At 73.6% G+C, this 21,453-nt stretch carries 19 protein-coding genes; 12 read left to right on the forward strand and 7 right to left on the reverse strand.

What is annotated here, in order from left to right:
* Positions 1-68: 68 nt before the first annotated feature.
* Positions 69-572, reverse strand: a complete 504-nt coding sequence (locus ABD981_RS01730) for a GNAT family N-acetyltransferase (RefSeq protein WP_123954865.1) — start codon at positions 570-572, stop codon at positions 69-71.
* Between the two features lie 145 nt (positions 573-717).
* On the opposite strand from ABD981_RS01730, the gene ABD981_RS01735 reads away from it, so the two are divergent.
* On the forward strand, positions 718-1,509 hold the full coding sequence (locus ABD981_RS01735) for a L,D-transpeptidase family protein (protein ID WP_046910055.1): 792 nt from the start codon (positions 718-720) through the stop codon (positions 1,507-1,509).
* A gap of 108 nt (positions 1,510-1,617) precedes the next feature.
* On the opposite strand, the gene ABD981_RS01740 is transcribed toward ABD981_RS01735, so the two are convergent.
* A complete protein-coding gene (locus ABD981_RS01740; protein WP_046910056.1) occupies positions 1,618-2,067 on the reverse strand; it encodes a 2-thiouracil desulfurase family protein in 450 nt (149 codons plus the stop codon).
* A 29-nt stretch (positions 2,068-2,096) separates the two neighbouring features.
* Positions 2,097-3,464 carry an NAD(P)/FAD-dependent oxidoreductase gene (locus tag ABD981_RS01745; RefSeq protein WP_046910057.1) on the reverse strand — a complete coding sequence of 456 codons (1,368 nt, stop codon included), beginning with the start codon at positions 3,462-3,464 and terminating at the stop codon, positions 2,097-2,099.
* Positions 3,465-3,638: 174 nt separating this feature from the next.
* Between ABD981_RS01745 and ABD981_RS01750 the strand changes: the two genes are divergently transcribed.
* Complete coding sequence (locus ABD981_RS01750; RefSeq protein ID WP_046910058.1) at positions 3,639-5,219, forward strand: aspartate:alanine exchanger family transporter; 1,581 nt, start codon at positions 3,639-3,641, stop codon at positions 5,217-5,219.
* Positions 5,220-5,260: 41 nt separating this feature from the next.
* On the opposite strand, the gene ABD981_RS01755 is transcribed toward ABD981_RS01750, so the two are convergent.
* Positions 5,261-7,309: a phosphocholine-specific phospholipase C gene (locus ABD981_RS01755; RefSeq protein ID WP_046910059.1), complete on the reverse strand. Its 2,049-nt coding sequence runs from the start codon at positions 7,307-7,309 to the stop codon at positions 5,261-5,263.
* 230 nt (positions 7,310-7,539) lie between these two features.
* Here ABD981_RS01755 and ABD981_RS01760 point away from each other — a divergent pair, with 230 nt between their 5' ends.
* Together ABD981_RS01760 and ABD981_RS01765 are read left to right on the forward strand one after the other, a co-directional pair.
* Complete coding sequence (locus tag ABD981_RS01760; protein ID WP_046910060.1) at positions 7,540-7,965, forward strand: ester cyclase; 426 nt, start codon at positions 7,540-7,542, stop codon at positions 7,963-7,965.
* 95 nt (positions 7,966-8,060) lie between these two features.
* Positions 8,061-10,091, forward strand: coding sequence for a prolyl oligopeptidase family serine peptidase (locus ABD981_RS01765; RefSeq protein ID WP_046910061.1), 2,031 nt, complete (start codon positions 8,061-8,063; stop codon positions 10,089-10,091).
* A 157-nt stretch (positions 10,092-10,248) separates the two neighbouring features.
* On the opposite strand, the gene ABD981_RS01770 is transcribed toward ABD981_RS01765, so the two are convergent.
* From ABD981_RS01770 to ABD981_RS01780, 3 genes are all read right to left on the reverse strand, one after another.
* Positions 10,249-10,923: a class I SAM-dependent methyltransferase gene (locus ABD981_RS01770; protein WP_046910062.1), complete on the reverse strand. Its 675-nt coding sequence runs from the start codon at positions 10,921-10,923 to the stop codon at positions 10,249-10,251.
* Positions 10,924-10,961: 38 nt separating this feature from the next.
* Positions 10,962-11,225, reverse strand: a complete 264-nt coding sequence (locus ABD981_RS01775; RefSeq protein ID WP_046910063.1) for a hypothetical protein — start codon at positions 11,223-11,225, stop codon at positions 10,962-10,964.
* 153 nt (positions 11,226-11,378) lie between these two features.
* Positions 11,379-12,365 carry an Lrp/AsnC family transcriptional regulator gene (locus tag ABD981_RS01780; RefSeq protein ID WP_123954866.1) on the reverse strand — a complete coding sequence of 329 codons (987 nt, stop codon included), beginning with the start codon at positions 12,363-12,365 and terminating at the stop codon, positions 11,379-11,381.
* A gap of 290 nt (positions 12,366-12,655) precedes the next feature.
* Between ABD981_RS01780 and ABD981_RS01785 the strand changes: the two genes are divergently transcribed.
* The 8 genes from ABD981_RS01785 to ABD981_RS01820 form a co-directional block, all read left to right on the forward strand.
* Complete coding sequence (locus ABD981_RS01785; protein WP_123954867.1) at positions 12,656-14,128, forward strand: MFS transporter; 1,473 nt, start codon at positions 12,656-12,658, stop codon at positions 14,126-14,128.
* Positions 14,125-15,321 (forward strand): amidohydrolase, encoded by a 1,197-nt coding sequence (locus tag ABD981_RS01790; protein WP_046910064.1) that lies wholly within the window; start codon positions 14,125-14,127, stop codon positions 15,319-15,321. Before ABD981_RS01785 ends, ABD981_RS01790 begins: the two co-directional genes overlap by 4 nt.
* A gap of 64 nt (positions 15,322-15,385) precedes the next feature.
* The gene (locus tag ABD981_RS01795; protein ID WP_046910065.1) at positions 15,386-16,603 is read left to right on the forward strand and encodes an RNA ligase; all 1,218 of its coding nucleotides are present in this window, start codon (positions 15,386-15,388) and stop codon (positions 16,601-16,603) included.
* Between the two features lie 2 nt (positions 16,604-16,605).
* Positions 16,606-17,520 carry a phosphatase domain-containing protein gene (locus tag ABD981_RS01800; RefSeq protein WP_240495368.1) on the forward strand — a complete coding sequence of 305 codons (915 nt, stop codon included), beginning with the start codon at positions 16,606-16,608 and terminating at the stop codon, positions 17,518-17,520.
* Between the two features lie 162 nt (positions 17,521-17,682).
* Positions 17,683-18,999, forward strand: a complete 1,317-nt coding sequence (locus ABD981_RS01805; RefSeq protein WP_046910066.1) for a radical SAM protein — start codon at positions 17,683-17,685, stop codon at positions 18,997-18,999.
* A 125-nt stretch (positions 19,000-19,124) separates the two neighbouring features.
* Positions 19,125-20,078, forward strand: a complete 954-nt coding sequence (locus tag ABD981_RS01810; protein ID WP_046910067.1) for an adenosine kinase — start codon at positions 19,125-19,127, stop codon at positions 20,076-20,078.
* Between the two features lie 29 nt (positions 20,079-20,107).
* Positions 20,108-20,812: a ribonuclease H family protein gene (locus tag ABD981_RS01815; protein WP_046910068.1), complete on the forward strand. Its 705-nt coding sequence runs from the start codon at positions 20,108-20,110 to the stop codon at positions 20,810-20,812.
* Between the two features lie 262 nt (positions 20,813-21,074).
* On the forward strand, positions 21,075-21,453 hold a 379-nt coding region (locus ABD981_RS01820), incomplete at its 3' end, for a GNAT family N-acetyltransferase (RefSeq protein ID WP_425586393.1).

Below are 21,453 nucleotides of genomic sequence, written 5' to 3' on the forward strand. Positions count from 1 at the left end.
CGGAGGTGTACTCGATTCCGTCGATCATGCCCCGATGCTGCCCCGGCCGCGGCGATCCGTCCAGCGGATTACGGGGCGGGCGTCGGGTCCTCGGCCAGCCGCAGCGTCACGAACGGCACCGTGTCGCCCGGCAGGACGTACCGTTCCGTCTCCACGAAGCCCCGGGCCAGCGCGAAGCGGAGCCCCTCCGTGTTGCTCGCCAGCACCACCGTCTCCACGCCCTCGTCGCTCAGCGTCCGGGCGTGCGCGAGGCCGTGCTCGTACAGCGCCGTCCCGTACCCGCGGCCACGGAAACCGGGCAGCACGCGGGCGATGACCGTGGCGGCCGGGGTCTCCTCGTCGGGCGGCCGCACGGTGGAGCAGCCGACGGCGACGCCGTCCGCGTAGGCGACGTCGAGCCGGTTGCGGCCCGCGCGCTCGCGGACGTCCTCGGGGGAGAGCGGGGCGGTGGGGATGATCCTGTTGTGGATCAGCCGCCAGTCCTCCAGGAGGCCCGCGCCGGTCGTGGCGCCGGAGGGGGCCACCGCCCCGGCCGTCCCGATGCGGACCGTCTCGATACGAAGATCGTTCATGGCCGCAGGAAACCGTCCGGGATCCGTCCCGTCAACTCCTTTGCCCCGTCCCCCGGACGGGTGAGGAGGGCAGGGCGCGCGACAGGTCCGCGGCCGGCCGGGTACGGATCCCCGCATTGCCCCGACCCTCGGAGGTGGCCGGACCATGCCCGTCCGCAAGGGCACCGCAACGGTGCTGACCTGTGCCCTGTCCGCGGCCCTGGTGCTGACCGGCTGCACCGCCGGCCGCTCCCCGGCCCCGCCGCCGTCCGCCGCCCGGGACCGGCACGACGGCCGGGACGCGGGAGCGGTTCCCGACGGGGCGAACCGCGCGCCGCGGGAACGCCAGCGGCCGCCGCGCGCGCCCGAACGCATCGCTGGCATCGGCCCCGTGACGCAGGCCCGCATCCCCGACGGCACTACCCAGGTGCTCGTGGCGAGCGGCGACGCGGCCGACGGCAACGTGGTCACCGCCGTGCTCCACGAGCGGGACCCGGCCGGGCACTGGCACCCGGTCGCAGGGCCCTGGGCCGGCCACAACGCCCTGCGCGGCTGGACGGACGCCCATCAGGCGGGCGACCTGCGCTCGCCGACCGGGGTCTACCGGATCGGCGACGCGGGCGGCCGCCTCCCCGACCCGGGCGCGCGGGTCCCGTACGACCAGGACGAGGAGTTCGAGGTCTCGGGCACCGGCTTCCTCGGGGAGCCCCTGGAGGGTTCCTTCGACTACGTCGTGGCGATCGACTACAACCGCGTCGCGGGGACGACCCCGCTGAACAAGGAACGCCCGCTGGGGCCCGAGCGGGGCGGCGGCGTCTGGATCCACGTCGACCACGGCGGCCCCACCCAGGCCTGTGTCTCCCTGCCCCGCGAGAACATGGCGGAGCTGCTGCGCGCCCTCGACCCGGCACGCGAGCCCGTGGTCGTGATGGGCCCGCGGGACGAGATCGCCCGCTGAGCCCGTGCGGGGGCGGGCCCCGTACGACGTGGACGGGGGTCCGTGCGGGGGTGCCCTGGTGCGGCGGCGACGCGACCGCGCCGGGGCCGAACCCCGTACGACGGCCCCTCAGACCCCGGGCGCGGGCCTCACCCTGATGCCGTGGCGCTCCAGGAGCGCCGCCGTGACCCCGTCGCCCGGCACGAGCTCGCCGGTGAACGTCCCGTCGTACACCCGGCCGCGGCCGCAGGAGGGGCTGCGCGGCATCAGCAGCGCTTCGGTGCAGCCCGTCGCCCTGGCCCGGGCCAGGGCGCGTCGGGCCCCGGCGACGAACTCGGCGGTCACGTCCGTGCCTTCGTCGTCCACGACCTTCGCCGTGCCGTCCAGGACCGCGTGCCCGTCGCCGCCGACCGTCTCGGCGGGCCGCCGCGGGGTCGGCAGCCCGCCGGCGCCCTCCGGGCAGAACGGGACCGCCGCGCGGCCCGCGAGCGCCGCGTCGAGCGCGGCCGAGGGCTTGTCGCGCCCGTCGTAGCGGCACGGCACGCCCCGCAGGCAGGCGCTGACCAGTACGGATTCCATCCGGCCAGGCTACTGGGGCGGTTCGGCGGTCAGGACCCGCCGGCCCGCAGCGAGGCCGTGTGGGAGCGGACCTGCTCCGGAGTGAGGTAGACGTCCGTGTACTCGAAGTCCCGCAGCGTGCCCGACTTCGAGGCCAGGAAGCCGGTGCGGACGAAGTCGTCGCCGGCCACCGCGTTCAGCAGCCAGTTGGTCATCACCCTGGTCTTCGCCACGTTGGTGCGCAGCGCCGCCCAGTGGTAGGCGCGGGCCACCGCCTGGGCCGGCATGCCGTGCAGCTCGACGCCGAGCGGCTTGGACACGCCGTCGAGGCCGCCCAGGTCGACCACCAGCCCGAGGTCCTTGTGGACGTACGGGCGGGTCGGCTCGCCCCGCAGCGTCGCGACCAGGTTGTCCGCGACCGCCTTGCCCTGGCGCATCGCGTGCTGGGCCGTGGGCGGGCAGATCGCGCCGCCCTCGCCCTTGGCGAGGTCCGGCACCGCGGCCGCGTCGCCCAGCGCCCACACGCCGTCCAGGCCGGGCACCGCCATGTCCGAGCCGACCACCAGCCGGCCGCGCAGCGTCTCGGCGCCGAGCGTGCCGATGAGCGGGCTGGCGGCCACGCCGGCCGTCCAGATCAGGGTGCGGCAGGGCAGCACCCGGCCGTCGGTGAGGGTCACGTTCTCGTCGTCCACGGAGGCGACCGAGACGCCGAGGGAGACCTCGATGCCGCGCTTGCGCAGGATCTCGAGGGCGGCCCCGCCCAGCTTCGGGCCGAGTTCGGGCATGAGCGTGGGCGCGATGTCGACCAGGTGCCACTTGATGAGCCGGGGGTCCAGGCGCGGATAGCGCTTGACGGCGTTGCGGGTGAGCAGTTGGAGGCAGGCCGCCGTCTCCGTCCCCGCGTAGCCGCCGCCGACCACCACGAACTGCAGCCGCGCCGTCCGTTCGGCCTCGTCCTGGCTGGCGTCGGCGAGGTCGAGCTGGGCGATCACGTGGTCGCGGATGTACGCCGCCTCGGCGAGCGTCTTCATGCCCCGGGCGTGCTCGGCGAGACCGGGGATGTCGAAGGTGCGGGTGACGCTGCCCGGGGCGAGGACCAGGTGGTCGTACGGCTCGGTCTCCAGCTCGCCCGAGATGGTGCGCACCACGCAGACCTTGGCGGCGGTGTCCACGCCGACCGCGCCGCCCGGGATGATCCGGGTGCGGTGCCGCTCGCTGCGCCGCAGCGAGAGGGCCACCGACTGCGGGGTCAGCACGCCGGAGGCGACCTGCGGCAGCAGCGGCAGGTACAGCTGGTAGGAGAAGGGAGACAGGAGCGAGATCGCCGCCTCCCGTCCGGTCAGCCGCCGTTCCAGGCGCCGCACGCACCCGACCCCTGCGAAACCGGCGCCCACCACGAGGATTCTCGGTCGAGACACGGTGTCAGCCCGCCCTTCCACGTTCCTGGCCGTCGACGGCCCTTGAAGGCTGACTAACCGTGCACATCATCGGGAAATCATTCATATCCGCTGAATGGGGGAGGAATGCGGTGAGTACCGGGCGCGGCCGGGCACCGGGGTGCGGCCCGCCCGGGGCTGTGGCTGAGTGGGACCATGTGGCAGTTCTTCGCGGACAACCCCTGGTTCACCCTCTTCGTCGTCATCGCCGCCGGCTCGCTCTTCGGCATGGTCCGCTTCGGACCGGTGAAGCTCGGAGCGGCCGGGGTGCTGTTCGTCGGGCTGCTGCTGGGCGCCCTCGACCCGGACATCGGACCCGCCGTCCCCGCCGGGCTCGCCGTCTTCGGCCTCGCCCTGTACGTGTACACGGTCGGCCTGGAGGCCGGTCCCGCCTTCTTCCGCGAGCTGCGCCCCCAGCTCGGCGTGATGATCGGCGCGATCGCCGCCCTCGTCGTCACCGCCGTCGTGGTCGGCCTGCTCGGCAACAAGGTCTTCGGGATCCCCGGCACCTACCTGGCCGGCGGCTACGCCGGCATCGGCACCACCACCCCCGGCCTCGCCGCCGCCCAGGCCTCCTCCGACCAGCCCACCGAACCGGCCACCGGCTACGCCATCGGCTACCCGCTCGCCGTCGTCCTGACGATCCTCTTCGTCTCGGCCATCGCGGCCGTCCGCTCCTGGCCGGCCCGCCGCGACCCCGGCACCGGACTGCCCGACCGGCTCGTCACCCGCACCGTGACGGTCGACCGCGCCCGGACGTGGGGCGAGGTCCCCGGTGTGGCCGAAGGGCAGCTGCTGGCCAGCGTCCACCAGCCCGTCGGCGGGGCCCCGCGGGTGGCCGGCGGCCTCGACGTCCTGGCCCCCGGCGACCGGGTGGTCCTGGTCGGCGGTCCCGAGGCCGTCGCGGACGGCATCAAGGCGCTCGGCCGGGAGGACGCGGAACACCTGCTCGACCGGCGCGACACCGTCGACTACCGCCGCATCCTGCTCACCAACCCCGATCTCGCCGGGCGGACCGTCGGCGAGCTCGCGCTGTCCGACCGGTACGGAGCCATGGCCACCCGGGTCCGCCGCGGCGACCAGGACCTCCTCGCCCACGACGACCTGCTGCTCCAGCTCGACGACCGGGTCCGGGTCGTCATGCCCCGGGCCCGTACCGCCGAGGTCACCGGCTACCTCGGCGACACCGAGGCCAAGGTGAGCGAGGTCAGCGCCGTCAGCATGGGCCTGGGGCTCGCCGCCGGCTTCCTCATCGGCATCCCGAAGTTCACCGTCGGCTCCACGACCCTCTCCCTCGGCACCGCGGCCGGCCCCCTCGTCATGGCGATGGTCCTCGGCCGCCTGCGCCGCACGGGCCCGCTGGTCTGGGTGCTGCCCACCCGCGCCAACCTGACCCTGCGCCAGATCGGTCTCCTCGTCTTCCTGGCCTGCGTCGGCCTCACCTCCGGATACGCGTTCCGGCGCGAGGCCTTCTCCCTCTTCGGCTTGAAGCTGCTGCTCGTGCTCCTGGTGAGCGCCGTCCTGAGCTACGCCCTGATGGTCCTGGTGGCCCGGCTGCTGGGCCAGAGCCGCCCCCGCACGATGGGCCTGCTGGCCGGCTACGTGGGAAACCCCGCCATCACGGCGTACGCGAACAGCAGGGTCTCCGACAGCCGGGTGAACACCGGATACGCGACGCTCTTCGCCCTCGCCATCCTGGTGAAGATCGTCTGCATCCAGCTCATCGTCGGGCTCTGACCGCCGGGCCCCGGCCATGCGGCCGGAGCCCGCCGGGCCCGTCAGCCGCTGACGCTGGGCGCCCCCGTCTCGATGTGACCGGTGTACCGGCGCGACCAGGTGCCGTCGAGGTCGGCGAGGATCGTGAAGTCGTACCAGCCGTTGCTGTACGCCACGGCGTTGAAGTAGTCCTCGCGGGAGGAGTTCGCCGGGACCGTGTAGGTCCAGGGGCCGTCCGTCCGGTAGGCGTTGGGGCGGACGGTGAAGGTGACGGCGGAGGACGAGGAGTTGGTCATCCTGAACCAGATCGCCGTCTTGCCGGTGCCGGGCTCCGTCGCGAACCGGGCCGCCACCTCGATGTCCTTGCCCGCCTTGGACGCGTCGCCGATGAAGCGGCGCAGGAAGCGGTTGGGGCCCATCATCGAGATGTCGTACTTCCCCGAACCCGAACCGAGCCCGATGTTGAAGTAGTCGCTCGACGTGCCGCCCGGGTCGACCGTGTACTGCCAGGCGGCGGTGTCGCGGTACTGGTGCGGGTGGATCGAGAAGTGCGCGGGGCGGCGGGCCTCGGTGCCCTGGTTGCTCATGGAGAACCAGGCGAGGATCTTCCCGGCGGCGCCGAACTCGAAGCGGTCGAGGTTGCCGTTCACCTGGTACGGCACGGCGCGCGCGGGACGCGTGCCCGGCTCCTGCGGCGGCAGGGCGTTGTCCTGGGGGACCGGGTTGGGCAGCGGGCCGCAGGTGGACTGGCCGATGACCTTGGCGGTGGAGGGCAGGTTGGCCGGGAGGCCGTACACCGGGCGGGCGAAGTCGAAGACACCGGTCAGGTCGCCCACCACCTTCCGCCGCCAGGCGCTGATGTTGGGGCAGGTGGCGGGGGTGCCGAGCGCCGCCGTCCAGGTCTCCATGAAGCGCAGCACGGAGGTGTGGTCGAAGACCTCGGAGCTGACCCAGCCGCCACGGGTCCACGGGGACATGACAATCATCGGGACGCGGAAGCCGAGACCGACCGGTATCCCGTCGATGTACTCGCCGGGAGTCCCGGGCGGCGCGACCGGCGGCGGCACGTGGTCGAAGAAGCCGTCGTTCTCGTCGTAGTTGAGGAAGAGCACGGTCGAGTCGAAGACCTCGGGGTTCGCGGAGAGGGCGCGGTACACCAGGTCCACGAAGTGGGCGCCGTCGCCGGGCGGGGCGTAGGGGTGCTCGGAGAACGCCTCGTTGGCCACCACCCAGGAGACCTGCGGCAGGGTGCCCGCGACGACGTCCGCGCGGATCGCGGCGGCGATGTCGTCCGGGGTCGAGCCGGTGACCTTGGGGACCGAGCCCATGCCCCGGTCGTACAGCGGGTCGCCGGGCTTGGCGTCGGTGAACCTCTTGAAGTACGCGAGACCGTTGTCGCCGTAGTTGTCCTGCGCGTTCTGGTAGACCTTCCAGCTCATCCCGGCGCGCTGGAGGGCCTCCGCGTACGTCTCCCAGGTCAGCCCGGACTCGTCGCCGCCGTCCTTGCTGGAGGCGTCGACCTTGCCGCTCCACAGGAAGGTGCGGTTGGGGCCGGTGGCGCTCAGCGTCGAGCAGAAATAGGCGTCGCAGATGGTGTACGCGTCGGCGAGCGCGTAGTGGAAGGGGATGTCGCCGCGGTCCAGGTGGCCCAGGGTGCGGGTGTTGCCCACGCCCGTGACCCAGTTGTCCATCCGGCCCTTGTTCCAGGCGGCGTGCTGCGAGCTCCAGCTGTGCGGGAGGTCGCCGTTGCACTGGGCCAGGGTCTCGCCGTCGACGCCGCCGGCCGGGGGAGTGGAGCTGAGCTTCCACGGGTACTGCCGGCCGCCCCAGTTGGGCTGGTTGAACGTACCCCAGCCGCCGGGGATGTTCCCGGCGGCCTTGTCGCCGAAGCCCCGTACGCCGCGCAGCCGCCCGAAGTAGTGGTCGAAGCTGCGGTTCTCCTGCATGAGGATCACCACGTGCTTCACGTCGGTGATGGTGCCGGTGGCCCCGGCCGCGGCGGCCGACACGGCCTCCCCGGCGGCGGCCGCGGCCGGCCCGGCCGGCAACGCGGCCCCGGCGGCGAGCCCCGCCCCGATCCCGACGAATCCTCTGCGGCTGATGGGAAGCATGCCCCGCCCCTCACGTCACATGGCTGCCCCGGTGGCACGCCGAGGACAGGATGGGGGACCGAGGCCCAAAGGTATACGGCCGTGCAGTAATCGATTGGTTAACTTATGGAAGACGCTGAGGTGTTGGGGTGAACGGCACAGATGATTGGTCCGGATTCAAACCAATGCGTTGCGGTGGGAGAATGAGGGCACGGGACGCACCCGGATCCGGACCACCATGGAGGTGGATCATGGGCGAGGCACGCGAGGTCATGGACCGTTTCACCGAGGCGGTGACCCATGGGGACCTGGCGGCGATCTCCGGCCTCCTCGCCGAGGACGCCGTCGCCCTCACCCCCGACGGGGGCGAGATGACGGGGCGCGACACGATCGTCGAGTACTGGCGCTCGATGACCACGTCGATCCCCGATGCGACGTTCACCTACCGGAACCGCTTCGAGATCGGCGACACCGCGATCGACGAGGGCATCTACACCGGCAAGAACACGGGCCCCATCCCGCTCCCCGACGGCGAGACGCTGCCGGCGACGGGCCGGACCGTCAACATCCGAGGGATCGACCTGGCGCAGGTGAGGGACGGCCGGATCCGGAGCTACCGGCTCTACTTCGACCAGACGGAGTTCCTGGACCAGCTCGGACTGCTGCCGGAGGGCTGAGCCGGGCCGGGCCCGGGGCCGCCACCGGACCGCTCCGGGGCCCGGGCCCGGGGCGCGGCGGCACGGTGCCGGTCCCGTGGTCCACAATCGTCGGCATGACGGAGACGAGCGCGGACACCGGCGGCACCGACCCCTACCTGTGGCTGGAGGAGGTCGACGGCGAGCGGGCCCTGGACTGGGTGCGCGAGCGGAACGCCGAGACGCGCGCCGAGCTCGCGGGCGGCGACGGCTTCGACGCCCTCGTCGCCGAGCTGCGCGAGGTCCTCGACGCGCCCGACCGGATCCCCTACACCCGCCGCCGCGGCCCGTACCTCTACAACTTCTGGCAGGGTGCCGAACACCCCCGGGGCGTGTGGCGCCGCACCACCCTGGAGGAGTACCGCACCGACGCGCCCGACTGGGACGTCCTGCTCGACCTCGACGCGCTGGCCGCCGCCGAGGGCGAGGACTGGACCTGGGCCGGGGCGCAGGTGCTGCGCCCCGCCTTCCGGCGCGCCCTCGTGAGCCTCGCCCGCGGCGGCGGCGACGCCGTCGTCGTGCGGGAGTACGACCTGGCCGAGCGGGCATTCGTCGAGGACGGCTTCCGGCTGCCCGAGGCCAAGACCGACATCGGCTGGATCGACGAGGACCACGTCTTCGTCGGCACCGACCACGGCCCCGGCTCCATGACGGCCTCCGGCTACCCGCGCACCGTGCGCCGCTGGCGCCGCGGCACCCCGCTCGACGCGGCCGAGCCCGTCCACGAGGGAGCCGAGTCCGACCTCGCCGTCTCCGCCTGGCACGACCCCACCGAGGGCTTCGAGCGCGACTTCGTCGCCCGCTACCGGGACTTCTGGAACCAGGAGACCCACCTCCTCACCGAGGGGGGCGAGCTGCGCCGCATCGAGGTCCCCGACGACGCCGAGAGCTCCGTGCACCGCGAGTGGCTCCTGGTCACCCCCAAGGCGCCCTGGCTCGGACAGCCCGCCGGCTCCCTGCTCGCCTTCCGCTTCGACGCCTTCCTCGCCGGACGGCGCGAGCCCGAGGTCCTGTTCACCCCCGACGCGCGCACCGCCCTCGCCGGCCACTCCTGGACCCGCAACCACCTCGTCGTGGAGACCCTCCAGGACGTCGCCAGCCGGATGCACGTCCTCACCCCGCCCACCGGCCCGGGGGACTGGAAGCGCCGGGAACTCGCCGACATCCCGCCGCTGGCCTCCGCCGCCGTCACCGACACGGACCCCGACTCCGGCGACGAGTACTTCCTCTCCCTCACCGGCCACCTCGTCCCGCCCTCCCTGCACCGGGGCGAGATCGGCGGCCCGGACGAGCGGATCAAGCAGGTCCCCGCGCGCTTCGACGCGACCGGCCTCGACGCCCGGCAGTACTTCGCCACCTCCGCCGACGGCACCCGCGTCCCGTACACCGTCGTCGGCCGCCACGGGGCGCTCCCCGGCCCCACCCTGCTCACCGGCTACGGCGGCTTCGAGATCGCCCTGACCCCCTCGTACGACACCGTGCGCGGGCGCGCCTGGCTCGCCCGCGGCGGCACGTACGTGGTCGCCGGCATCCGCGGGGGCGGCGAGTACGGCCCGCGCTGGCACCGCAGCGCGCTCAAGGCCGACCGGCCCCGCGCCTACGAGGACTTCGAGGCCGTCGCCCGTGACCTCGTCGCGCGCGGCGTCACCAGCCCCGAGCGGCTCGGCATCACCGGCGGCAGCAACGGCGGCCTGCTCATGGGCGCGATGCTGGTCCGCAGCCCCGAACTGTTCGGCGCGATCGTCGGCCACGTCCCGCTGCTCGACATGCTGCGCTTCCACCGGCTCCTCGCCGGGGCCAGCTGGATCGCGGAGTACGGCGACCCCGACGACCCGGCCGACCGGCCGCACCTCGCGGAGCTCTCGCCCTACCACCGGCTCGAAGCCGGACGGCCCTACCCGCCGGTGCTGCTCACCACCTCGACCCGCGACGACCGGGTCCACCCGGGGCACGCCCGCAAGGCCGCCGCCCGGCTGCGCGAGCTCGGGCACCGGGTGCTGTTGCACGAGACGCTGGTCGGCGGCCACGCGGGCGCGACCGACCACGAGCAGACCGCCTACAACAGCGCCCTGGAGCACACCTTCCTGTGGCGGACGCTCGGCTCCTGAGAGTGGCGCGGGCCCGGAGCCGCGCACGGACCCGGACGGACGCCGTTCTGCAGGCCGCGTGGTTCCGCGCGGCGGCCCGGGAGGATCCGGGGGCGCGTGGGTCCGCGAGGCGCCCGGGGGAGGTACCGGGAGAGCGCCCAGGAGGTCTCCGGCGGCGTCAGCCCTCGCGGCGCGCCAGCAGACAGCACCGCCTGGTCTCCGCCTCGTGCGGGTACGGACCCCGCTCCAGCTCGGCCTCGATGCGGAAGCCGGCCCCGCGCAGCGCCTCGGCCACGTCGGCCGGCCGGAGGAAGTGGAAGTCGACGTCCACGTCGTGACCCCACCACTCGGTCAGGGTCCGCACCTCGGAGCCGATGTGGAAGGAGACCAGGAGCAGGCCGCCGGGCCGCAGCGTCCGGCGGATCTCGGCGAGGGCGGGGCCCAGCTCGCCGGGTGCGAGGTGGATCAGCGAGTAGAGCGCGACGGCCGCGTCGAACTCGCCGTCGCGGGCCGGCAGCCGCAGCAGGTCGCCCTCGCGGAACTCGACCCCGGGGTGCCGCTCGCGGCCGAGGGCGACCATGGCGGGGGACAGGTCCACGCCCACCACGCCGCCGGTACGGCCGTGCCCGGCGATCCAGGCGGCGACGTGACCGGGCCCGCAGCCCAGGTCGGCGATCACCGCGCCGTCGCCCGCCTGCTCGACGACCGCGCCCAGCAGCGCCCGGTCGAGCGGCTTGCCGTCGAGTTCGTCGCCGATCCGCGCGAGGTACTCGCCCGCCACGGTGTCGTAGCTGCGCCGCACCCGCTCGTGCCCCGGGCGCCCCGCCCCCGTCGCCCTGCCCGCATCCGTCATCGTCCGGCCCCCTCCGTCGTACGGTCCGCTGTGGGTCGCTACTGCATCGGGTGCTGCATGGGCTGCTGCTGCATCGGCTGCTGCACGGCCTGCGGGAGCTGCGGGAGCTGCTGCATGGGCTGCGGCTGCATCGGCTGCTGCATGGGTCCGCGCGCCGGGGCCATCCCGGCCGGCGGCATCTGGATCACCCGGCTGAGGTCGCGGAGCACCTCCTCGGCGGTCCGGCGCACGTCACCGGGCACGTCCCCCTGCTCGCGTATCAGCTCGGAGTAGATGGGGGCGGTGGTGTCCGCGTGATTCATCGGGTTCGCATCCTCGGTGTTCTGGGGCGTTCGGGCGTGCTGGGGTGTCGTACGGGGCGGTGCGCGTGTGGCCGGCCCGCCGGGGCCGGGGCTCCGACGGCGGTCACAGGACGGCGAGTCTACGGGGCCGCGTCCCCGCCCCGGGGTACGGGTTCACGCCTCGGGCGTGAACCCGGCCCTCTTGTACGTCCGCATGAGCAGCGCCGTCTCCGTGGACGTGACCCCGTCGACGCGGCCCAGGACCCGGGCCGCGAAGTCGTGGACGTCCCGGACGTCCCGGTGGCTGGAGTAGCCCAGCAGGTTCGTCGTGCCCGAGGTGACCACCAGGTGGCGGACGGCCGGTTCGCGGGCCAGCAGCCGGATCGCCGGGTCGAGCGCCCGGTAGGGCAGCCCGAGCCGGAACCGGGCCTCGACCGGGTACCCGAGCACGGCCGGATCCGCCCGCAGCCGCAGGTGCAGCACGTGCGAGTCCATCAGGCGGGCCAGCCGGCGCCGGGCCGTCGTCTCGCCCGCCCGCAGCTCCCGCGCGAGCCGCGTGGTCGACATCCGGGCGTCCCGGCGCAGCAGCTCCACCAGCCGCCGGTCCAGCTCGTCGAGGACCGGGGGCTCCGGCAGCGCCCGGCCCTCCATCGCGTGCCGCCGCACCTCGGTCGGCGCGTCGGCGTAGGGCGCCCAGTCGCTCGCCGTGAGCAGCAGCCGCAGCACCAGCGCCGAGTGGAGGTCCACCACGCCGTCCAGACGGCCCACGCCCGAGTCGAGCAGGGTGAGCAGCGCCCCGTGATCGGGGAGGTTCACCTCGGCGAAGACGTCCAGCGCCCCGGTGGCGACCTCCACGGACCGGACCTCGTCCAGCGCGGCGAGCGCGAGCGCGACCTCGTGCACCCGGCCCGGGGCGCACCGCACGGCCAGCTCGGCCGTGACGCCCTCGTGGAGGTACTCGGGGACCAGGGCCGCGACGAAGGCGACCCGCCCGCTCGCCGTCATGCGCTCCAGACGGCGCGCCACCGTCCGCTCGTGCACCCCCACGGCCGCCGCGACGTCCGCGAACGCGGCCCTCGGGGAGCGGTGCAGGACCCGCAGGACGGCGTGGTCCAGCCCGTCCAGGACCAGCGGGGGTCCCGCCGCCGTTCTGTCCGCCATCACGGTTCCCTCATCGCTTCCTCGTCGTCGGCGGGTGCGCGCCGCGCGCTTCCGGCGGAGCTCCGACCGTCCGCCCGAACCCGTACCGGGAAGGGCCTCCGTGCCCGATTCCGCCACCGGACCCCGCCCCGCTGCCGCAATCGTCCGTGTTGACCTTCAAGTCTTGCCGGAAGTGGGGCCCGCTCGCCACATTGTGGTGCGCGTTCCTCCGCGCTTTCCGCAGTCTCCAGAGTGGCCCCTTCCGCTTCCCCCCTGCCGATCCCCGCGGCTCTCCCGGACAGGTTGTACGTATGACCCTCTCCTCAGGCAGCACCCGCACCACCCCCGTCCACAGACGCCCCGGCCCCCGCCCGACGCCCACCGGGGTGGTCATCGCCTCGGTCGCCCTCGTCGAGCTCTCCAGCGGCGTCACCCAGGGGTTCCTCTCGCCGCTCCTCAAGGGACTGACCGAGACGCTCGGGGTCACCGCCGCCGACCTCAACTGGATCAGCATCGCCAACCTCCTGGCCAGCGTCGCCTTCACCCCCGTGCTCTCCCGCATGGGCGACCTCCACGGCCACCGCCGCATGCTGCGCTGGAACCTCGTCCTGGTGATCCTCGGCTCGGTCCTCGTCGGACTCAGCCGCTCCTTCCCGGTCCTGCTCGCCGGGCAGATCCTGCAGGGCGCCATCGCCGGGTTCTTCCCGCTCCTCGTCGGCATCCTGCGCAACCGCGCCGGAGCCGGCGGCGACGCCGAGAGCCGCCGGGGCATCAGCTACATGGTCGCCGCGCTCGTCGGCGGACTCACCCTCGGCCTCCTCGCCAGCGGCTTCGTCGCCGCCTCGGTCGACAGCCCCACCGCCGCCCTCTGGGTCCCCGCCGTCGGCGCCACCCTCGCCCTCGTCGCCACCTGGCCCTTCCTGCCCGAGTCCGCCGACCGGCCCGGCGGCTCCGTCGACTGGGCGGGCGGACTGCTGCTCTGCGCCGGGCTCGTCGCCCTGATGCTCGCGCTCGGCCTCGGCGGCACCCCCGGCTGGGAGTGGACCTCCGCACGCACCCTCGGCACCCTCGTGGCGGGCGTGCTCGTCACCGCCCTGTGGGTCCTGGTCGAACTGCGCACGGACGAGCCGATGATCGACGTGCGGATGTTCCGGCACCGCAACGTGGTCGTCGTCTCCGTCACCACCCTCACCTTCAGCTTCTGCATGCTCGGCCTGCAGATCGCCCACCCCGTCTTCCTCGGCACCTCCCGCGCCGAGACCGGCTACGGCTTCGGCCTCGGGCCGGTCGCCATCGGCCTCGCGATGCTCCCCAACCTGCTCTCCCTCGCCGCCGGAGCGCTCGCCGCCCCCGCCGTCGCCGCCCGCCTCTCCGACCGCCGCACCCTCGTCGGGGGCTCGCTCCTGATGGCCGCCGGCTACGGGCTCGACCTCCTCGCGCACGGCACCGCCGCGCCCTTCCTGCTCGGCACCGCCCTGGCCGGCTTCGGCACCGGGCTGCTCCAGCACTCCACCCGCACCCTCGCCGTCGAGTCCGTCCCGCACGAGCGCACCTCCGTCGGCTCCGGCATCAACGAGCTCCTCATCAACGTCGGCGGCTCGCTCGGCGCCGCCGCCGTCCTGACCGTCTTCGCCGCCCGCACCCCCGCCGGGCACACCCTGCCCGAACTCGGCGCCTACACCACCTCCTGGACCGTGTGCGCGGGCGTCTCCCTCGCGGGCGCCGCCGCCGCGCTCCTGCTCCGTGACCCCGCCCCCCGCCCCGCCGCCAAGGACCTCCGATGAGCACCGCCACCCCCGCCCCGACGACCGAACGGCTCCGCGAGCACGCCCGCCGCACCCTGGCCGGCCGCCAGGACGCCGTCCTCGGCCTCAGCCACGCGCTGCACGCCGACCCCGAACTCGCCTACGAGGAACACCGCGCGGCCCGCCGCATCGCCGACCTCGCCGAGGGCGCCGGCTTCGACGTGACCCGCGAGGCGTACGGGCTGCCCACCGCCTTCCGCGCCACCGCCGGCAGCGGCGACCTGGTCATCGGCATCTGCGCCGAGTACGACGCCCTCCCCGGCATCGGCCACGCCTGCGGCCACAACGTCAACGGGGCGGCCGCCGTCTCCGCGGCCCTCGCCCTCGCCCCGCTCGCCGACGAGCTCGGCATCACCGTCGCCCTGCTCGGCACCCCCGCCGAGGAGGCCGGCGGCGGCAAGGTCGACCTGCTGAACGCGGGAGCCTTCGACGACGTCGCCGCCGCGATGATGGTGCACGCCGCGCCGCAGGACGCCGTCGGCATGAGCTCGCTCGCCATCAGCAGCCTCGACGTCTCCTACACCGGCGTCACCGCGCACGCCGCCGCCATGCCGCACCGCGGCGTGAACGCCGCCGACGCCCTGATGATCGCCCAGGTCGCCATCGCGGCCCACCGCCAGCAGATGATCCCCGGCGCCGTCGTCTCGGGCGTCGTCACCTCCGCGGGCGAGGCCGCCAACGTCATCCCCGGCCGGGCCACCGCCTCCTACGACTGCCGTGCCGGCAGCAGCGAGGAACTCGCCGGGCTCAAGGCCAGGATCCGGGCCTGCTTCGAGGCCGGCGCGCTCGCCACCGGTGCCGAACTCGCCCTGGAGACCGTCGGCCACGACTACGCCGACCTGCGCCAGGACCTGGCCATGGGCGAGGCCTACCGCGCCGCGGCCCAGGCCCTCGGCCGCACCGTCCCGGCCTCCGACCCGGGCCTGCGCGGCGGCTCCACCGACATGGGCAACGTGTCCCACCTCGTACCGACCATCCACCCGATGATCGGCTACGACTGCGGCGACGCGATCATGCACAACCCGGAGTTCACCCGCTACGGCACCACCCCAGCGGCCGACCGCGCCGTCCTCGACGGCGGCCTCGCCATGGCCTGGACGGCGATCACGCTCGCGACCGACGCGGCCCAGCGCCGCCGGCTGCTCGCGGACGTGGCCGGCAGGCGCCGCTAAAACGGCTCGTCAGGGCCGTTGCCGACGGACGAGAATGGGCCTCCTTGAAACCGGGAGGGAACCCATGAGCCAGGCGTACCTGACTCTCGACGCGCTGCTGCCCGCGCAGGAGCTGGCGGCAGCCGTCGAAGCCGGGCATGTGACCCGCAAGTCGCACCCCGAGCTGCCGCTGTCGATCTACACGTACACGCGGGTCTGTCAGTACGAAGGCGTCTGGAACGAGGTCACCGTCCGCTGCCGGGGCCTCGTCGCCGACGACACCACCGGCCGGATCGTCGCCCTCCCCCTGCCCAAGTTCTTCAACGTCTCCGAACACGAGAGCGGCCGCCCCTACGCGCCCGCGCTGCCCGACGAGCCGTTCGAGGTGTACGAGAAGGTCGACGGCAGCCTCGGCGTCGTCTTCCACTACGAGGGCCGCTGGCGGGTCGCCTCCAAGGGCTCCTTCATCAGCACCCAGGCCACCTGGGCGCAGCGCCGCCTCGACGCCGCCGACACCACGGCGCTGGTGCCGGGCGTCACGTACCTCGCCGAGATCCTCTACCCGCAGAACCGCATCGTCGTCGACTACGGCGACCGCCGGGACCTCGTCCTGCTCGCCGCGTTCGGACCGGACGGCACCGAGCTCGCCCTCGCCGAGGCCGCGGCCGCGTGGAGCGGCGTCGGGTCCGTCGTCACGGTCCACCCGCCCATGCCGCTCGACGCCCTCGTCAAGCTGACGGAGTCGAGCACGCTGCCCGACGGCGCGCCCGCGACCGGCACCGACGCCGAGGGCTTCGTGCTGCGCTTCGCCTCCGGCATCCGCGCCAAGGCGAAGATCGCCGAGTACGTCCGCCTCCACAAGGTCCTCACCGGCGTCACCGAGCGCGACATCTGGCGCGGCCACGGCATCCAGCGCTTCGCCGGCACCTCCGCCAAGCGCCTCGCCCAGGGCCTCGGCCTGTCCATGGCCGAGCTCGGCGGCGTCCGCAGCGACGGCGGACGTCCGCTGGACGCCCTGCTGGAGCAGGTGCCCGACGAGTTCGACGCCTGGGTGCGGTCCGTGATCCGGCGCCTGGAGGACGCCTACACCGCGCGCGAGCGCGCCATCGACCAGGCGTACGCTGAGCTGGCCCCGCTCTCCGGGGACCGGGGCGCGTTCGCCCGGGCGGTCAAGGAGCTGCCCGACCCGAGCCTGCGCTCCGCCATGTTCCTGCGTCTCGACGGGCGTCCCACCGAGCTGTTCACCTGGCGGTCGCTGCGTCCCGAGAACGCCGACCCGTTCACCACCGACGAGGAGAACTGACCGTGCCCGTGGTCCACGTCATGACCGGACTGCCCGCCTCCGGCAAGACCACCGCCGCCCGCGCCCTGCAGGAGCGGTCCGAGGGCCGGATGCGCCGCGTCAACCTCGACGACCTGCGCACCATGCTCGACGTGCCGGGCGGCGACCGCCGCTCGCACGCCCACGAACAGACCGTCCTCGGCATCCAGGACATGGCCGTCCGCGCCGCCGTCGACGACGGCTTCGACGTGGTCGTCGACAACACCCACCTCACCCCGCACATCCCCAAGCGCCTCAAGGCCGCCGTCGCGGGCCGCGAAGCCACCTTCGTCGTGCACGACTTCACCGACGTGCCCGTCGACGAGTGCGTCCGCCGCGACGCCGCCCGCGAGCGGCCCGTCGGCGAGGAGATCATCCGCATCCTGGCCGACAAGCACACCAAGGCCAGGCGCGGCGGCTGGCGGCTCACCGACGACTGGCTCAACGACCGGCCCGCCGTCACCCCGTACGTCCCCGACCCCGCCCTGCCCTCGGCCGTCCTGTGCGACATCGACGGCACCCTGGCGCTGCGCGGCGACCGCGGACCGTACGACTTCAGCCGCTGTGACCTCGACCTGCTCAACGTCTCGGTCCGCGAGGCCCTGCGCGCCTTCCAGAGCTCCCACCAGGACCGGATCGTGCTGCTCTCCGGCCGCAGCGAGGACCACCGGGCGATGACGGAGGCCTGGCTGGAGCGCCACGAGGTGCCCTACGACGAGCTGTGGATGCGCGCCTCCGACGACGGCCGCTCCGACGACCTCGTCAAGGCCGAGCTCTTCGACGCGCACGTACGCCACCGCTACGCGGTCCGCGTCTCGCTGGACGACCGGGACCGGGTCGTCGCCGTCTGGCGCCGGATGGGCCTGCCCACCTGGCAGGTCAACTACGGCAACTTCTGACCCGCGCCCTCCGTGCGGCCGCCTCGGTCACGCTCCCGGTCCCGGTCTCGCGGCCCGGGCCGGATGCGACCCGGGCCGGATGCCGCACCGGCCCCCGCCGTCCTAGGGTGGCGGGGGCCCACCACGGCTCATGACCGTCCGACCGAGGAGATGTAACCGCGCATGATCCGCCGCACCGACGAGGTCGAAGACCTCATGCACCGCTTCCCGCACGTCCCCAGGGAGGCGGTGATCAAGGAGGACCTGCTGCGCGGCGGCATCGCCTTCGACGAGTCGGCCCTCACGGACAGCGCCAACGAGGCGTCCGGTGAGGTCAAGCCCAAGTCGTACTTCATCTTCTCCTTCGACCACCGCACCCTCCCGGAGCTCGGCGAGGCCGCCCTGCGCCGGCCGCCGGAGGAGATCGTCCTCACCGGCGGCCCGTACGAGCTGCGCCGCACCGTCGTGTCCGTCCGCGTCAACCCGTCCTCGCCGTACCGCGTCGCCGCGGGCGAGGACGGGATGCTCGGGCTCTACCTGGACGGGCGCCGGATCGCCGACGTCGGCCTGCCGCCCATGCCGGAGTACTACCGGCACACCCTCTCCAGCGGGAAGTCCGTGATGGAGGTGGCCCCCACGATCCAGTGGGGCTACCTGATCTACCTCACCGTCTTCCGCGTCTGCCAGTACTTCGGCGCCAAGGAGGAGTGCCAGTACTGCGACATCAACCACAACTGGCGCCAGCACAAGGCCGCCGGACGCCCCTACACCGGCGTCAAGGACGTGGAGGAGGTGCTGGAGGCGCTGGCCATCATCGACAAGTACGACACGACCGGCGCCTCCACCGCCTACACCCTGACCGGCGGCGCGGTCACCTCGCGGGTCGGTGGCAAGGACGAGGCGGACTTCTACGGCCAGTACGCGCAGGCCATCGAGGAGCGCTTCCCCGGCCGCTGGATCGGCAAGGTCGTCGCCCAGGCCCTGCCCAAGGCCGACGTCCAGCGCTTCAAGGACTACGGCATCCAGATCTACCACCCCAACTACGAGGTGTGGGACAAGCGCCTGTTCGAGCTGTACTGCCCCGGCAAGGAGCGCTACGTCGGCCGCGACGAGTGGCACCGCCGCATCCTGGACTCCGCGGAGGTCTTCGGGCCGCGCAACGTCATCCCCAACTTCGTGGCGGGCGTCGAGATGGCCGAGCCCTTCGGCTTCACCACCGTCGACGAGGCCATCGCCTCCACCACGGAGGGCCTGGAGTACTTCATGTCGCGCGGCATCACGCCCCGCTTCACCACCTGGTGCCCCGAGCCCACCACCCCGCTCGGCAAGGCCAATCCGGAGGGCGCCCCGCTGGAGTACCACATCCGGCTCCTGGAGGCCTACCGCGCGACCATGGAGGCCAACGGCCTCAGCTCGCCGCCCGGTTACGGCCCCGCGGGCCCCGGCCGCGCGGTCTTCTCGGTGAGCTCCTTCATGGACAGCCTCCCCGCCGAGGACTGAGCGCCACCGGAGCACGACGCCCGGACCCGGCCGCCGAGAGCGGCCGGTCCGGGTGTCCCCCGGCGCCTTGTGAAATTTCTTGCAGGATCTTGCAGGGCTTCCCCGGGCGCTGTTTGACTGCGCGCATGAGCAGCGACAGCCCCAGTGATGCCGAGACCGACATCGACGTCCTCGTCCTCGGCGGTGCCGGCGTCGACACCATCGTGTACGTCCCCGAACTGCCCCTGCCCTTCGCCGACAGCCACATGATCCGGCCCGGGATCGAGACCCGCGCCGGACAGACCGGCGACTTCGTCGCCCTCGGGCTGCACCGGCTGGGGTTGCGGACCCACCACCTCGACCTGGTCGGCGCCGACCCCGAGGGCGAGCTCGTCCGCCGCTTCCACCGGGACCAGGGCATCCCGCTCACCGAGGTGCCCCACCCCGCGGGGACCAAGCGGGCCGTCAACCTCGTCGGGCCCGACGGCCGCCGGCTCTCCCTGTACGACGCCACCCGGGGGCACGACGACGACCGGCTGCCCCCGGAGACCGTGAAGGCGCTCGCCGCCCGCAGCGGGCACGCCCACGTCTCGATCACCCAGCCCTGCGCCCACGCCCTGCCCGCGCTGCGCGACGCCGGGGTGACGCTCTCGACCGACCTGCACGACTGGGACGGCAGCTCCCCCTACCACGAGCCCTTCGCCCACGGGGCCGACGTGGTCTTCCTCTCCGCCGTCGCCCTGGACGACCCCGAACGCACCATGCGCGGCATCGCCGCCCACGGCCGCGCGTCCGTCGTCGTCGCCACCGCGGGTGCCGACGGCGCCTACCTCCTGGACGGCGCCGGGAGCCAGCTCGTCCATGTGCCCGCCGTCACCCCGCCCGCCCCCGTCGTCGACAGCAACGGCGCCGGCGACGCCTTCGCGGCGGGCTTCCTGGCCGCCTGGCTCTCGGGGGCGCCCGTGCGGGAGTGCGCGCTGCACGGCTCCGTGGCCGGGGCGTACGCCTGCACCGTGCCCGCGACCCGTACCGACGCCATCGGGCGGGACGCGCTCCGGGCGGAGGTGGCACGGCTGAGCGCCGCGGCCGGTGGTCACTGAGCCGTCGGGGGACATGTCAGGATCGGAGGATGACAGAGAAGATCATCGCGGCGTGTGACGGCGCCTCCAAGGGCAATCCCGGACCCGCCGCCTGGGCCTGGGTCATCGGTGCGGGGGACGGCGAGATCGCGCACTGGGAGGCCGGACCGCTCGGCACGGCGACCAACAACGTGGCCGAACTCACCGCCCTGCTCAGGCTCTTGGAGCACATGGACCCCGCCGTGCCCGCCGAGGTGCGGATGGACTCGCAGTACGCGATGAAGGCCGTCACCACCTGGCTGCCGGGCTGGCGCCGCAAGGGCTGGAAGACCTCGGCCGGCACCCCGGTCGCCAACAAGGACCTCGTGGTGCGCATCGACGAGCTGCTCGCCGACCGGCGCGTCGAGTTCGTGTACACCCCCGCCCACCAGGTCGACGGCGACCCCCTGAACGACGCCGCCGACCGCGCCGCCAGCCACACCGCCCGCACCCAGGAACCGGCCGGCTCCGCCGCCGGCTCGCCGCTTCCGCCGCCGGAGCCCGGTTCCAGCCGCCCGGCGGCCGCCAAGCGTGTCCCGAAGGCGGCCGGAGCGACGTCCCGAGGACCCCGGAAGGCGGGCTCCTCGGGCGCTCCCACGCTCAAGGCCCGGTTCCCCGGACGGTGCCGCTGCGGCAAGCCCTACGGCAAGGGGGAGACGATCACCAAGAACTCCGACGGCTGGGGGCATCCGACCTGCACGGACGCCGCTTCCTAGGGCCCCTCGGGAGGGGCCTTGGACCATGTGAGGGATCGGGGTGAACCGGACATTCACCCAGCCGTGCGCTCGGGTTCGTGTGGGGTTCTGTTCAGGAGGCGCTGGGGGCTGCATACTGTCCTCCTCGCACCGGTGACGAACCGTTTCATTGCCCGTTTTGCCCATCCGGCGAAGTGGTCGGCATCCGGCGCGAACCTCACCCCGTCATTCCCGCCGTGATCCGGCGTGGGATGTCCCCTGCCCGTGAAAGACCCGAGGTTCCGTGCCAGTACCTGTAGTCCTTGCCGGGCGCACCGTGCGCCTGGAGCCGCTGGCCATGCGCCACGCCGAGGGCATCGCCTGGGCGGGCGCACTGGATCGTGCGGCCTATGCCTACACCGCCGTGCCCCACGGCCTTGACGCCTCCTGCGACTACATCGCCCGCGCGCTCGCCGATCAGGCGGCGGGCCGGGCGTTGCCCTTCGCCCTGGTCAATCCCCGCAACGGCCGGGTCCTGGGATCCACCCGATTCCTGGAACTCGACTACTGGCGCGGACCCCTCGTGTGGCCGCCGACCACCGGCACGCCCCACGGCGACCCGCTGACGGCCGTGCCCGACGCGGTGGAGATCGGCAACACCTGGATCTCCACCGAGGCCCGCG

The organism is Streptomyces showdoensis (genome assembly GCF_039535475.1).
GTDB lineage: Bacteria > Actinomycetota > Actinomycetes > Streptomycetales > Streptomycetaceae > Streptomyces > Streptomyces showdoensis.

Excerpts from the sequence above, each read along its gene's own strand:
- ABD981_RS01730 (WP_123954865.1), bottom strand. The coding sequence starts at position 572 with ATGAACGATCTTCGTATCGAGACGGTCCGCATCGGGACGGCCGGGGCG.
- ABD981_RS01735 (WP_046910055.1), top strand. The coding sequence starts at position 718 with ATGCCCGTCCGCAAGGGCACCGCAACGGTGCTGACCTGTGCCCTGTCC.
- ABD981_RS01740 (WP_046910056.1), bottom strand. The coding sequence starts at position 2,067 with ATGGAATCCGTACTGGTCAGCGCCTGCCTGCGGGGCGTGCCGTGCCGC.
- ABD981_RS01750 (WP_046910058.1), top strand. The coding sequence starts at position 3,639 with ATGTGGCAGTTCTTCGCGGACAACCCCTGGTTCACCCTCTTCGTCGTC.
- ABD981_RS01755 (WP_046910059.1), bottom strand. The coding sequence starts at position 7,309 with ATGCTTCCCATCAGCCGCAGAGGATTCGTCGGGATCGGGGCGGGGCTC.
- ABD981_RS01760 (WP_046910060.1), top strand. The coding sequence starts at position 7,540 with ATGGGCGAGGCACGCGAGGTCATGGACCGTTTCACCGAGGCGGTGACC.
- ABD981_RS01765 (WP_046910061.1), top strand. The coding sequence starts at position 8,061 with ATGACGGAGACGAGCGCGGACACCGGCGGCACCGACCCCTACCTGTGG.
- ABD981_RS01770 (WP_046910062.1), bottom strand. The coding sequence starts at position 10,923 with ATGACGGATGCGGGCAGGGCGACGGGGGCGGGGCGCCCGGGGCACGAG.
- ABD981_RS01775 (WP_046910063.1), bottom strand. The coding sequence starts at position 11,225 with ATGAATCACGCGGACACCACCGCCCCCATCTACTCCGAGCTGATACGC.
- ABD981_RS01780 (WP_123954866.1), bottom strand. The coding sequence starts at position 12,365 with ATGGCGGACAGAACGGCGGCGGGACCCCCGCTGGTCCTGGACGGGCTG.
- ABD981_RS01785 (WP_123954867.1), top strand. The coding sequence starts at position 12,656 with ATGACCCTCTCCTCAGGCAGCACCCGCACCACCCCCGTCCACAGACGC.
- ABD981_RS01790 (WP_046910064.1), top strand. The coding sequence starts at position 14,125 with ATGAGCACCGCCACCCCCGCCCCGACGACCGAACGGCTCCGCGAGCAC.
- ABD981_RS01795 (WP_046910065.1), top strand. The coding sequence starts at position 15,386 with ATGAGCCAGGCGTACCTGACTCTCGACGCGCTGCTGCCCGCGCAGGAG.
- ABD981_RS01805 (WP_046910066.1), top strand. The coding sequence starts at position 17,683 with ATGATCCGCCGCACCGACGAGGTCGAAGACCTCATGCACCGCTTCCCG.
- ABD981_RS01810 (WP_046910067.1), top strand. The coding sequence starts at position 19,125 with ATGAGCAGCGACAGCCCCAGTGATGCCGAGACCGACATCGACGTCCTC.
- ABD981_RS01815 (WP_046910068.1), top strand. The coding sequence starts at position 20,108 with ATGACAGAGAAGATCATCGCGGCGTGTGACGGCGCCTCCAAGGGCAAT.